Below are 12,620 nucleotides of genomic sequence, written 5' to 3'. Positions count from 1 at the left end.
GGATGGGCATTGCCTGGATCAGCGCGAGACGTCACCCCACCCTCATTCCCTCCCCATCAAGGGGAGGGAGGCGCAGGACTGGCGCGCCGGTGTCCATCGTCTCCCTCCCCCTTGTGGGGAGGGATCAAGGGTGGGGGGCTGCGGCCCCGCGCTACCGCGTCACGAAACCCTGCTTCTTGAGGTGGGAATAGGCGGCGATGACGGTGCGCAGGCGCTCTTCGGACGAGGCGTCGCCGCCATTGACGTCGGGGTGGTGTTTCTTGACCAGCGCCTTGTAGGCCGCCTTGATGTCGTCGGACTTGGCGTGGCCCATGATGCCGAGGGTTTCGAGCGCGCGCCGGTCGGGCTCGTTGAGCGGCTTGACCCGCTCGGTCGCCGGGCGCTTGCTCTGCTGGTAGCGATAGCGCGCGAAGACCCCGAACGGATCACCATATTTGTCGCCCGGCTTGGCGGCGTTGCGCCCTGCCGCCCGCGCCGTGCCGGGATTGCCGGTGGCAAAGGTCGAGCGCGATTCGGCCTTGGGCGGGGCATGCAGGGCCTCGTCCAGTTCCTCCGGGCTCATGCCGGCGAAATAGTTGAAGGCCTTGTTGTAGTGCCGGACATGCTCGAGGCAGAAGTGGTGGTACTGGCCCTCCGAGCGCACGCCCTTGGGCGCCTTGAACTCGCCGGGCTCTTCGCAGCCTTCCCAATCGCAGGCGACGTCCACCGGCTCGGGCTTTTCTTCCCGGCGCGAACGGATGCGAATGTTATCGAAGAGCTTGGATTGCAGTTTCATTGTGCCTAGTTAGATCTCTTGCAGACTGTCAGGAGACGCAAAGCCATGTCCATGACGGACACGATCCGCGCCAAGCTCACCGAGCGATTCTCGCCCACCCACCTGGAGGTGATCGATGAATCGATGTCCCATCACGGCCACGCCGGCTGGCGCGAAGGTGGTGAAACCCATTTTCGTGTCAGAATCGCGACCCGCAATTTTGACGGGATGAGCCGCGTTGCGCAACACCGCGCGGTCATGGATGCGCTTGACGATGAATTGAAAGCCCGCGTGCATGCCCTCGCAATCGAGGTGCTGCCGACGACGTGAGGCGTCTTATGCCCAATCAACCACCGGCTGTCATCCCGGCGAAGGCCGGGATCCAACTTGAGATCTCAGGATGGGCCCCGGCCTTCGCCGGGGTGACAATCGTGGGGGTGGCGGCTCTAGATGGAGCGCTTCTCCTCTAGGAATGCCCGAACCTTTTCTGGATCGACGTTCTTCTCGATAAAGGCCTGGCCGATGCCGCGAGTGAGGATGAAGGTCAGCGCGCCGCGCGTCACCTTCTTGTCCTGGGCAATAGCGGCCATCAGCACATCGGTCGAGCCCAGCGTTCCGGGGATATCTGCCAATGTGGTGGGCAGGCCCGCGAGCTTCAAGTGCGCCGCGACGCGGCCGCTGTCCTGCCCCGGAGCCAGGCCAAGTCGGCTCGAAAAGCCGTGCGCCAGCACCATGCCGATGGCAACGCCCTCGCCATGCAGCAGCCGGTCGGAATAGCCGGTATCCTTTTCGAGCGCATGCCCGAAGGTGTGTCCCAGATTGAGCAGGGCCCTGACGCCGGTTTCCTTTTCGTCCTCGATGACCACACGCGCCTTGTGGGCGCAGCAGCGGGCTATGGCCTCGCCGCGCGCCGGGCCGCCGGCGAAAATCTCGGCGCGATTGGCCTCGAGCCATTCAAAGAAATCGGGGTCGTCGATCAGCCCATATTTGACCACTTCGGCATAGCCGGCGGCGAACTGGCGCGGCGCCAGGGTATCGAGGGCCGAGAGGTCGGCCAGCACCAGTTTTGGCTGGTGGAAGGCGCCGACCAGGTTCTTGCCATGCGGCGAATTGATACCCGTCTTGCCCCCGACCGAGGAATCCACCTGCGCGAGAAGCGAGGTGGGGATCTGCACGAAATCCATGCCGCGCCGGGTGATGGATGCGGCAAAGCCGGCCAGGTCGCCGATGACCCCGCCGCCCAGCGCAATCACCAGGTCGCCGCGCTCGAGTTTTGCTGCAAGCAGACCCTCGACCACCCGTTCGAGCATGGCATAGGACTTGGTGGCCTCGCCTGCGGGCAGCACTATGGTGTCATAGGATAGGCCCGCCGTCTCGAGTCCGGCGACGAGGCGCGGCAATTGCGCCTTGGCTACCGTTTCGTCGGTGACGATGCCATAGCGGCGGCCGGGAAACTTTTCGGCCAGGAGCGCGCCGGCCTCGTCGATCAGTTTCGGACCGATGAGAATGTCATAGGCGCGCTCGCCGAGGGCGACGTGGACTGTGTGGTCAATGCTGGCCATGGAATGCCTATCGGGTCTTGAGATGGTCGAGCAGCGCGCCGATGACGTCGGCGGCGACATTGTCCTGCGGCACGTCGCGGCTGAACACCGTGACATCGGCCTCCTGGTAGATGGGGTAGCGGTCGGCGATCAGCTTTTCCAGCGTCCCCCTGGGGTCGGCGGTCTTGAGCAGCGGCCGGTTGGAGCGGCGCGACACCCGCTCGAACAGCACGTCGAGATCGGCCTTGAGCCAGACCGAGACGGCCTCGGCCTTGACCAGGGCGCGCGTATCGAGATTGACGAAAGCGCCGCCGCCGGTGGCCAGCACGATGTCCTTTTCCTTGAGCAGCCGGGCGATGACCCGCATCTCGCCGGCGCGAAATTCGCTTTCGCCGCGCTGCTCGAAGATTTCCGGAATGGTCATCTGCGCGGCGCGCTCGATTTCCTCGTCGCTGTCGATGAACTGGCGGCCAAGGCGATTGGCGAGGCGCCGGCCGACCGTGGTCTTGCCCGCGCCCATCATGCCAACCAGGACGACGGGCCTGCCGTCGAGCCGGTTGGCCAGCGCCTTGGCACGGCCCTGCCGTCCACCGCCATCGGATCTCGTCACCTGCCGCGCCCTCCGCTCCTGGTCGCTATCAACCGGTCCGGGCCCCCACTGTCAAGCACACCCCATGTCGCGGTTGCTTTGCCCACCTGCTTGGGTCAAGCTGGCGGGACAACAGAACGGCAACCTTTTGCCTCTAAAGTGTTGGCACCCGACCCAATCGGAAGCTCTTTATGCCCTCGCTGATCCGCCTCGTCATTGTCCTGCTTTTTCTCGGCGGCCTGGTCTTTGCGGGCATGTTCGCGCTCGTCACCTTTGTCGAGCCGACGCCCAAGGAAGTCAGCCAGCGCATTCCGACGCGTGATCTGCTGGGCGAGACGGGGCCGGAGGGTGGTGGTGGTGCCGGCGCGGCCCTGCCGCAGCCCAATGTGACATCCGAGCCCAGCACCGCCCAATGAGCGGCGGGCACCTGATTTCGAGTTTTCTCGAAATGATGAGCGCCGAGCGCGGTGCGGCGGCCAACACCATCGAGGCCTATCGCCGCGACCTTTGGCGCTATGCCGATTTTGTTGCTTCGAAAGGCCAGACCCTCCTCACCGCGCCGCGCGAGACGGTGACGGCCTGGCTCGACGATCTCAAGGGCGAGGGGCTTTCGGCGTCCTCGAGCGCCCGGCACCTTTCCGCCATCCGCCAGTTCCACAAGTTTCTCTGCGCCGATGGCCTGCGCGGGGACGACCCGACCCGCATCGTCGCCAGCCCGAAGTCACGCCGCGCCTTGCCGAAGGTCCTCTCGGTATCGGAGGTCGACCGGCTGCTGAGCCTTGCCGAACGAGAGGCCAATGAGGCGGCCGAAACGGACAGGCAAGTCGCGTCGCTGCGGCTCTATGTGCTGCTCGAACTGCTCTACGCCACGGGCCTGCGCGTGTCCGAACTGGTGAGCCTCCGCCGCTCTGCGGTGATGCGCGAGGGCGCTTTTCTCACCGTCGTCGGCAAGGGAAACAAGGAGCGCGTCGTGCCCATGAACGACCGCGCCCGCGATGCGGTGCGGCTCTGGGTCAAGACGCTCGAAGCCGGACCGTTCCTGTTTCCGGCCAAGGGCGAGGACGGCTATCTCAGCCGCCAGGTCTTTGCGCGGGACCTCAAGGCGCTGGCGGCCCGCGCCGGTATTTCTGCGAACCGGGTCGCTCCGCACGTGCTGCGCCACGCCTTTGCCAGTCATCTCCTGGCCGGTGGTGCGGACCTGCGCGTGGTGCAGATGCTGCTCGGGCACGCCGATATTTCCACAACGCAGATTTATACCCATGTGCTCGACGAGAAGTTGCGCAGCCTCGTGGAAAGCCACCATCCGCTCGCCAATGGCTGAATGCGGATATGTGAATCCCAATCATTTCGTGCCCGAAGCTTGACTTGCCATTGCTCCGTCGCCACTTTCCGGCCACTTTAAAGGGCAAGAGCAGCGGGCCAATCACGCATGGGCCGCTGGGCCTTGCCGGAAACGATGACCCTTACGGGCGGTGGGATGCAGTCTTATCTCGATTTTGAAAAGCCGGTCGCCGATCTTGAAGCCAAGATCGCCGAACTGAAATCGCTGGCCGCCACGGATCAGGCCGTCAGCATCGACGAGGAAGTCACCCGTCTTTCCGCGCGTGCCGACGAGGCGCTGGTCGAGATTTATCGCAAGCTGACGCCCTGGCAGAAGACGCAGGTCGCGCGCCATCCGCAGCGGCCGCATTTTTCCGATTATGTGCGCTCGCTGATCACCGAATGGACGCCCCTGGCCGGCGACCGCAAATATGGCGAAGACGCAGCCCTCCAGGCCGGCTTCGGCCGCTTCAACGGCACGCCCGTCGCCATTCTCGGCCAGGAAAAGGGCAATTCCACCGAGACGCGCCTCAAGCACAATTTCGGCATGGCCAATCCCGAAGGCTATCGGAAGGCCGTCCGCATCATGGACATGGCCGACCGCTTTTCCATTCCAGTCATTTCCCTGGTCGACACCGCTGGCGCCTATCCCGGCATCGGTGCCGAGGAACGCGGCCAGGCCGAGGCCATTGCCCGCTCCACCGAAAAGGGTCTCGAACTGGGCGTGCCGAACCTTGCCATCATCATCGGCGAAGGCGGTTCGGGTGGGGCCATTGCCATTGCCACCGCCAATCGCGTGCTGATGCTGGAAAATTCGATCTACTCGGTGATCTCGCCCGAGGCCGGCGCCTCGATCCTGTTCCGCGACGCCGCGCGCGCCCAGGACATGGCCACGGCCCAGAAGATTACTGCCCAGGACCTGCTCGGTTTCGGCGTGATCGATGCCATCATCCCCGAACCGGCTGGCGGAGCGCATCGCCACCACGGTGCGATCATGGAGGCGACGGGCGGCGCCATCGGTACTTTCCTCAAGGATTTTGCCGGCAAGTCGCGGCTCGAAACCCGCGAGCACCGCCGGGAAAAATTCCTCGCCATCGGCACCAATCTCTAGAGACCAGCCGCCCCGGTCCGCCCTTCGATTTCAAAATGTCCGTCGGCTCAGGCCTGCGGGCATTTTTCTTGGCCGGATGGCACACATCCGTGTGATCGGAGGCTGCTTCCGGCGGCAAAAGCCGCGTGGTAAAGGCTTCGTTCACCGCATGGGCTCATATTGCGCTAACCTTTTCGCCCGGCTGCGGGCTTTTTCACTGACGGGCTGATCGTTTTGACTGCCACCTTTTTTCACCGCCTCGGCGCCTTCGTGATCGTTCTCTGGCTCGGTGTTGGCCTTGCCGCCTGCTCCAACTTCGTCAAGGGCGGCGACAACCGCCATAATATTCCGCTTTCGGGCGGCGTGGTGCAGGGTCTGCGCAATATGGGATCGTCGCCCGCCGAGGGCATGATGGTGCGCATCTTCAAGGAAGAATCCACGCTCGAAGTCTGGAAGAAGACCAGCGGGGGCACCTATCGCCTCTTCAAGACCTATGAGATCTGCGCCTATTCGGGCGATCTCGGGCCGAAGTTCAAGGAAGGCGACCGGCAGAGCCCCGAAGGCTTCTATACGATCACGCCGGGGCTGATGAACCCGCGCTCGAGCTACTATCTGGCCTTCAATACCGGCTTTCCCAACAAGTTCGACCGCGTGCATGGCCGCACCGGATCTGACCTGATGGTGCATGGCGATTGTTCCTCGCGCGGCTGCTACGCCATGACCGACGAGGGCATTGCCGAGATCTATGCCTTGGCGCGCGAAACTTTCCGCGGCGGCAATACCAGCTTCCAGCTCCAGATTTTCCCCTTCCGCATGACCACCGCCAATATGGCCAAGCATTCCACCAGCCCGCATATGGACTTCTGGAAGGACATCAAGGAAGGCCACGACTATTTCGAGTTGACCAAGACCCCGCCGGTCTGGGACGTTTGCGAAAAGCAGTACATCTTCAATCCTTCCAGCGCCGGCCCGCTCGATGCCGCCGGCATCTGCCCGCCCTCCGTGCAGAATGCGGCGCTGACCGCCAAGCTGCAGGCCGACGAGGCCGACCTGGCCAACAAGGCGGCGTCCGCGCAGCAGGCCGCCGAACGCAAGGCCGCCGAGGAGGCGGCGCTCAAGGCGCGCGGCGAGGCAGTCAACGGCTTCTTCTCCGGCATCGGCACCAATATCGGTGGGCTCTTTGGTGGCAATCCGGGCCAGGATCCCAACCTTGCCCCGGTGATTTCGGGCAAGCCGGCCAGCCTGCCGACGCCATCGACGCAGCGGCCCTGACGGTTCCGCCGCTCTTCCGGCATCGGGCTTGTCCCTGCCCCGCTTCGGCCCCACTTGGGTGAAAGGGCAGTAAGGCCCAATTCGGAGACGCAGAGTGGACCAGCCAGAGAGTGTCGCACCGGCAAACAGTGCCCGGGTCACGGTGACGCCCGACATGCGTCCGCTCGCTTCGGAGCGCGGGGGGCCGTTACCTTCTCCACCACCGCCCACGCCCGCCCCAAAAACGAGCGGCCGTTGGGGCATCGCAATGGGTCTCGGCGGCCTCGCCGCGGGCCTCGTGGCATTGGGCTTTGCCGCCTGGAGCTATGGCGAAGGGCAGAAGGAAATCCTGAGACTATCGACCGAAGTCGCGCAATTGCGCGTCAGCCTGGATCTTTATGCGCGCAATAGCCCCGGCGCCGACCTCGCCCAGTTCGGCGATCGGCTCACGGCGCTCGAGCAGGGCGCGCTGGGCACCACCGTGCCCATGCCCGGCACCGGTGCTGCGCCCCAGTCCGGCGAAGCGCCCGCATCGGCCAGCACTCCCGCCGAGGACTGCCTGCCGGCCGGCATGCGCCTGCTTGTCGCGGCCGGTGACAGCTACCCAATCTGCGACCAGGATGCCGAGGTCACGGTCAGCGCCGTCGCCAATGGCTATATCACGCTCAGCGACGGCACCTCGGTCGCTTCGGGCGGCACCACGCCGCTGCCGGGCCTGCCGGCCTGTACCCTGGCGGTCACCTCCGGTGGCGATGAGGGGCTGACGGGTTATGCGGAGATCCGCGTCAACTGCTGATCAGCCGTCCGAGAGCGGCGCCGGCCAGGCGTGTTCGGGCAGGAGCTCGGCCAGCGTCTTGCCGCTGTTCCGTCCCAGGATCACCAGTGCCGACAGATTGGCGTCGTCGAGCTGGCGCATGAAGTCGCGGCACACCCCGCAGGGCGGCAGCACATGAAGGGCTTCGGTTTCGGGATGGCGCCATACGGCGACGACCGAGCGGAAGCGATATTCCCCGGCGCTGACCATGGCCGCCAGCGCACTGCGCTCGGCACAGAGGCCCCAACTGGCCGTGTCCACGCAGACCCCGCCATAGACCGTGCCGCCTTCCGAGACGACCACGGCAGCCACATCGCCGATCAGCCGGCCCGCGCCGGTCGTATGGGGCTTGAGCAGCGCGCTGGCCTGCTCGATGAGGTGGGTGTGGGTCATGCCTGAGGCTAGCGCAGGATGGCAGACGCGAAAAGGGCGGCACAAGGCCGCCCTTTCTAGTCCATCCGGTCCTCACGCCCTCAGGCGAAGGCGCCGTGGCAGTGCTTGAACTTCTTGCCCGAGCCGCAGGGGCAGGGGGCATTGCGCGACACGCCGAGCAACAGCTTGGGGTCGATCGGCGGCAGGCCCTCGCGGCTCGCCACGGCATCGCCCGCGGCATCGTTCTCGCCGGTGATCGGATCGATATGGGTCTCGGTCAACTGGCTGGGATCGGGCGCCTGCGGGGCGTCCGGCTGGCGGATCGTCAGTTCGACATGGCTGATCTGGGTGGTCACCAGCTCGCGCAGGTTTGCCAGCATGGCCTGGAACAGCTCATAGGCTTCCTGCTTGTATTCGTTGAGCGGATCGCGCTGGGCGATGCCGCGCCAGCCCACCACCTTCGAAAGGTGATCCAGCATAACGAGGTGTTCGCGCCAGAGCCCGTCCACCGACTGCAGCAAGATGGACTTTTCCACCTGGCGCATGATCTGGGCCGAGTACTTTTCCGTTTTGGCCGCGATATGGGCGTCGGCGGCGGCGCGCACGCGCTCTTCCACGTCCTCGGGGCCGATGCCTTCTTCCTGCGCCCATTCGGCGGCGGGAATTTCGACATTGAGGTAGGTTTTGGCGGCGGCGGCGAGCTGCTCGGTATTCCACTGCTCGGGGAAGGAGCGCGGCGGGCAGGCCTTGGCGACGATGTTCTCGACCACGTCATGGCGCATGTCGGCGATGGTCTCGCTGACATCTTCCTCATCCATGAATTCGAGACGCTGCTCGAAGATCACCTTGCGCTGATCGTTCATGACGTCGTCGTATTTGAGGATGTTCTTGCGGATGTCGAAGTTGCGCGCCTCGACCTTGCCCTGGGCGCGTTCGATCGCCTTGGTGACCCAGGGATGGGTGATGCTCTCGCCCTGTTCCAGCCCCAGCTTGCCGAGCATGGAATCCATGCTGTCGACCGGGAAGATGCGCATCAGGTCGTCCTGCAGGGACAGGAAGAATTTCGAGTGCCCCGGATCGCCCTGGCGGCCGGAACGGCCACGTAACTGGTTGTCGATGCGGCGCGATTCATGGCGCTCGGTGCCGATCACCATGAGGCCGCCGGCGGCCAGCGCCTTCTGCTTGTCCTCGGCGATCCTCGCCTTGATCTGGGCGATCTTGGCCTCGCGCGCTTCGCCCTCGAGTTCGCTCGCCTCGCGCTGGATGCGCATCTCAAGATTGCCGCCGAGCTGAATGTCGGTGCCGCGGCCGGCCATGTTGGTGGCAATGGTAATGGCACCCGGCAGGCCGGCATCGGCCACGATGAAGGCTTCCTGCTCGTGGTGGCGGGCATTGAGCACGTTCATCTGCCCCACATTCTTCTTGCGAAGGATGTCGGCGAGCATTTCGCTCTTTTCGATCGAGGTGGTGCCGACGAGCACGGGCTGGCCGCGATCCTGGCATTCCTTGATGAGGTCGGCGATGGCGTCGAACTTTTCTTCCGCCGTGCGGTAGATGGCGTCGTCTTCGTCGATGCGCTGCACCGGCAGGTTGGTCGGCACGGTGGTGACGCCGAGCTTGTAGATGTCGGCGAATTCCTCGGCCTCGGTGGCCGCCGTACCGGTCATGCCGGCCAGCTTCTTGTAGAGGCGGAAATAGTTCTGGAAGGTGATCGAGGCCAGCGTCTGGTTCTCGGCCTGGATCTTGACGCGTTCCTTGGCTTCCAGCGCTTGGTGCAGGCCTTCAGAATAGCGGCGGCCCGGCATCATGCGGCCGGAGAATTCGTCGATGATGACCACGTCGTCATTGCGGACGATGTAGTCCTTGTCCTTGCGGAACAGCTTGTGCGCCCGCAGCGCCGAATTGGCGTGGTGGACGAGGGCGACATTCTCCACGTCATAAAGCGACTCTCCCTTGAGCAGTCCGGCCTCGGCCAGAGCCGCTTCGAGCTTTTCCACGCCCTGGTCGGTATAGGTGGCGGCGCGGTGCTTTTCGTCGAGTTCGAAATCGCCCTCGCCGATCATCGGCATCAGTCCGTCGATCTTGATATAGAGTTCCGACCGGTCTTCGGACGGGCCCGAAATGATCAGCGGCGTGCGCGCTTCGTCGATGAGGATGGAGTCCACTTCGTCGACGATGGCGAATTCATGCCCGCGCTGCACCATCTGGGCGCGCGTATACTTCATGTTGTCGCGCAGGTAGTCGAAGCCCAGCTCGTTATTGGTGCCATAGGTGATGTCGGCGGCATAGGCGGCCTTGCGCTCGGTATCGCTGAGGCCGTGGACGATGACGCCCCAGCTCAGGCCGAGGAAATTGTAGATCTGGCCCATCCAGGCGGCGTCGCGGCGCACCAGGTAGTCGTTCACGGTGACCAGATGCGCGCCCTTGCCGGTCAGCGCATTGAGATACATGGGCAGGGTGGCGACCAGGGTCTTGCCTTCACCGGTGCGCATTTCAGCAATGGCGCGGTCGTTCATGACCATGCCGCCGATCATCTGCACGTCGAAATGGCGCATGCCGAGCACGCGCTTGGACGCTTCGCGCACGGTGGCGAAGGCAGGCACGATCAGGTCGTCGAGGCTGGTGCCCTGTTCGAGCTGGCGCTTGAACTCGGCGGTGCGGGCCCGGAGTTCGTCGTCGCTGAGCTTGACCAGTTCCGGCTCGAGCGCATTGATCGCCGCGACTTTGCCCTGATACCGCTTGACCTGCCTGTCCGACGGTGACCCGAAGATTTTCCGGGCAAGCGACGCAAGTGCCATTGTGTGGTCCTTTGTTTGTGAGCGGCGGGGCTGGTGGGGCGGGCTGCCTGCCGGAGCGGGCGCTGGCGGGCCTCGTTTCGCCTCGTCACAACTTGGGGAACCCTTCTCGGTTCCCGATGCGGATTATCGCCTGGCGAGCGCCGCCCGAACGGGCGCAGCCTCTCCCCAGGCTCTGTTGAAAAGCGGGTGAGATGTAAGATTGGGGGTCTGGCTTGTCAACGTATCCGAAATCGGCCACACCTTCGCAACCTTTTGACCGGCCGCGTATTGCGCTCTGGTTATGGCGCCGGCAAATGCCGGCCGAGGCGGCACAGTTTGGCCCACTTGCCATGCGAGTTCGGGCCGACAACTTTCTGACCATGCCGGCCTCTAGTGGTCCGGCCAAGGAGCACGTAATCCCATGTCGAACCCGACCCAGCGCCTTCTGCGCGCCGCCAGCCTCGCCGCCCTGCTCGTCGCCGTACCGGTCCTGTCGAGCGTGGCGCAGGATGCCCCGGCGCCTGCCAATGAAGCGGCGGCCCCTGCCGAAACCGCGCCGGCCGTCGATCCGGCCACCGTGGTCGCCACCATCGGCGACCAGTCCATCACCGAGGGCGACCTGGCCTTTGCCGCCGAAGACATGGCGCAGGACCTGGCGCAGATGCCACCCGAAGAGCGCCGCGCCTTCCTGGTGCGCATCCTCATCGACATGAAGGTCATGTCGCAGGCGGCGCGTGATGCCGGCATGGACCAGACCCCGCTCTTTGCCCAGCGTCGCGAATATCTCGAAGAACGTGCGCTGCGCCGCGCCTATTTCGCCGAGGCCATTGCCGGCGCCGTGACCGAAGAGGCGGTGCGGGCCAAGTATGACGAATTCGTCAGCACCTTTGTGCCGGCCGACGAAGTGCGCGCCAGCCACATCCTGGTCGAGACCGAGGAAGAAGCCAATGCGCTCAAGGCCGAACTCGATGGCGGCGCCGACTTTGCAACCCTCGCTCGCGACAATTCCATCGATCCGGGCGCGGCCAATGGCGGCGATCTCGGGTTTTTCGGCAAGGGCATGATGGTCGCCCCGTTCGAAGAAGCCGTGTTCGCGCTGGCCGAGCCGGGCGACGTCTCGGCGCCGGTGCAGTCGCAGTTCGGCTGGCACATCATCCGGCTCGAGGAAAAGCGCCAGTCCGCGCCGCCGACCTTTGAACAGGTCGCCGCACAGATCCAGAACCAGCTCCTGATGGAAACCTTCACCCAGAAGGTGGAAGAACTGATGGGCGGGGTCACCGTCGACATCGTCGATCCCGAGCTCAAGGCCAAGTTCGACGCTCAGGAAGCCGCCGAGGCTGCGGCCGCCGGTGCGGCTGCCCCGGAAGGCGCCGCTCCCGCGGACGCCACTACGGAAGCCGCTCCGCAGTAATCCTGAGCCTCAGGCCAAAGCTCAAAGCCCGGCCCAGCGCCGGGCTTTTCTTTATCCCTTGTAGCCCGCCACGCCGCGGAGGATGAGGTCGACGACGGCGGGCGCTTCGGCCAGGGCCGCGTCGAGCTGGCCCAGCAGCAGTTGATGCCAGGCATAGGAAACGACAAGGTCGATCACCAGCGCGGAATTGGTGTCCTCCGGCACTTCCCCGCGCGCCTTGGCCCGTTCGACAATGCGCGCCGAATAGGCCTTGCGGTCGGCCTGGTAGGCGATCAGGACCTTGGCCGCCTCCCTGTCGGTCTGCGCTTCGGCGACGATGGCGCGATAGACGGTGCCGCAGAGGCTGTTGTTCCAAAAGCCCAGGAGGTGATTGTCGAGCAGGCTGACGAGATCGCCACGCAAGGTGCCGGTGTCGGGAAAGCCCTTGGTGTTCTTGAAGCGCCGGTAGACGTCGAGCATCAGCGCGGTGCGATGCGGCCACCAGCGATAGATGGTGGGCTTGCCGGCCCGGGCCCGCCGCGCCACGGCCTCGATGGAAAAGCCGGCAATGCCGCCTTCGCGCAACACCGCTTCGGCGGCATCGAGAATGGCTTCCTGGCTGGCCGGATTGCGCCGCGCGCCAATGGAGCGGCGCGTGCCGTCTTCGCTGTCTTCGGTCTCGGGCTGGGTACTGTTCATGGCCCATATATCGGTCAAAAAGA

13 protein-coding genes are annotated in these 12,620 nt (G+C 64.8%); 7 read left to right on the top strand and 6 right to left on the bottom strand.

Annotated features, from left to right (window positions below):
- Positions 1–151: 151 nt before the first annotated feature.
- Positions 152–775 carry a J domain-containing protein gene (locus tag JEQ47_RS16015; RefSeq protein ID WP_198877436.1) on the bottom strand — a complete coding sequence of 208 codons (624 nt, stop codon included), beginning with the start codon at positions 773–775 and terminating at the stop codon, positions 152–154.
- A gap of 45 nt (positions 776–820) precedes the next feature.
- On the opposite strand from JEQ47_RS16015, the gene JEQ47_RS16010 reads away from it, so the two are divergent.
- Positions 821–1,084: a BolA family protein gene (locus tag JEQ47_RS16010; protein WP_198877435.1), complete on the top strand. Its 264-nt coding sequence runs from the start codon at positions 821–823 to the stop codon at positions 1,082–1,084.
- Between the two features lie 116 nt (positions 1,085–1,200).
- Here JEQ47_RS16010 and aroB read toward each other — a convergent pair whose 3' ends face one another.
- Positions 1,201–2,316, bottom strand: a complete 1,116-nt coding sequence (aroB, locus tag JEQ47_RS16005) for a 3-dehydroquinate synthase (RefSeq protein ID WP_198877434.1) — start codon at positions 2,314–2,316, stop codon at positions 1,201–1,203.
- Between the two features lie 7 nt (positions 2,317–2,323).
- Positions 2,324–2,905 (bottom strand): shikimate kinase, encoded by a 582-nt coding sequence (locus JEQ47_RS16000; RefSeq protein WP_198877433.1) that lies wholly within the window; start codon positions 2,903–2,905, stop codon positions 2,324–2,326.
- 170 nt (positions 2,906–3,075) lie between these two features.
- Here JEQ47_RS16000 and JEQ47_RS21200 point away from each other — a divergent pair, with 170 nt between their 5' ends.
- The 5 genes from JEQ47_RS21200 to JEQ47_RS15975 all read left to right on the top strand — a co-directional run bounded on the left by JEQ47_RS21200 (position 3,076) and on the right by JEQ47_RS15975 (position 7,341).
- Positions 3,076–3,300 carry a hypothetical protein gene (locus JEQ47_RS21200; protein ID WP_407931789.1) on the top strand — a complete coding sequence of 75 codons (225 nt, stop codon included), beginning with the start codon at positions 3,076–3,078 and terminating at the stop codon, positions 3,298–3,300.
- Entirely contained in the window at positions 3,297–4,205 is a 909-nt protein-coding gene (locus JEQ47_RS15990; protein ID WP_198877432.1) for a site-specific tyrosine recombinase XerD, read from the top strand. The genes JEQ47_RS21200 and JEQ47_RS15990 overlap by 4 nt, the downstream gene beginning before the upstream one ends.
- Before the next feature lie 156 nt (positions 4,206–4,361).
- Positions 4,362–5,315 (top strand): acetyl-CoA carboxylase carboxyltransferase subunit alpha, encoded by a 954-nt coding sequence (locus JEQ47_RS15985; RefSeq protein WP_236020920.1) that lies wholly within the window; start codon positions 4,362–4,364, stop codon positions 5,313–5,315.
- 213 nt (positions 5,316–5,528) lie between these two features.
- Entirely contained in the window at positions 5,529–6,566 is a 1,038-nt protein-coding gene (locus tag JEQ47_RS21090; RefSeq protein ID WP_198877431.1) for a L,D-transpeptidase family protein, read from the top strand.
- Positions 6,567–6,813: 247 nt separating this feature from the next.
- Positions 6,814–7,341 (top strand): hypothetical protein, encoded by a 528-nt coding sequence (locus tag JEQ47_RS15975; RefSeq protein WP_198877430.1) that lies wholly within the window; start codon positions 6,814–6,816, stop codon positions 7,339–7,341.
- Here JEQ47_RS15975 and JEQ47_RS15970 read toward each other — a convergent pair whose 3' ends face one another.
- The gene (locus JEQ47_RS15970; RefSeq protein WP_198877429.1) at positions 7,342–7,752 is read right to left on the bottom strand and encodes a cytidine deaminase family protein; all 411 of its coding nucleotides are present in this window, start codon (positions 7,750–7,752) and stop codon (positions 7,342–7,344) included.
- Between the two features lie 80 nt (positions 7,753–7,832).
- Positions 7,833–10,529: a preprotein translocase subunit SecA gene (gene secA / locus JEQ47_RS15965; RefSeq protein WP_198877428.1), complete on the bottom strand. Its 2,697-nt coding sequence runs from the start codon at positions 10,527–10,529 to the stop codon at positions 7,833–7,835.
- A gap of 400 nt (positions 10,530–10,929) precedes the next feature.
- Between secA and JEQ47_RS15960 the strand changes: the two genes are divergently transcribed.
- Positions 10,930–11,919: a peptidylprolyl isomerase gene (locus JEQ47_RS15960; protein WP_198877427.1), complete on the top strand. Its 990-nt coding sequence runs from the start codon at positions 10,930–10,932 to the stop codon at positions 11,917–11,919.
- A gap of 51 nt (positions 11,920–11,970) precedes the next feature.
- Here JEQ47_RS15960 and JEQ47_RS15955 read toward each other — a convergent pair whose 3' ends face one another.
- Positions 11,971–12,597, bottom strand: a complete 627-nt coding sequence (locus JEQ47_RS15955; protein ID WP_198877426.1) for a TetR/AcrR family transcriptional regulator — start codon at positions 12,595–12,597, stop codon at positions 11,971–11,973.
- Positions 12,598–12,620 lie beyond the last annotated feature (23 nt).

Source organism: Devosia sediminis (genome assembly GCF_016411825.1).
Taxonomy (GTDB): Bacteria; Pseudomonadota; Alphaproteobacteria; order Rhizobiales; family Devosiaceae; genus Devosia; species Devosia sediminis.
The sequence above is the reverse complement of the archived record's forward strand: the minus strand, read 5'-3'. Positions and strand labels throughout refer to the sequence as shown.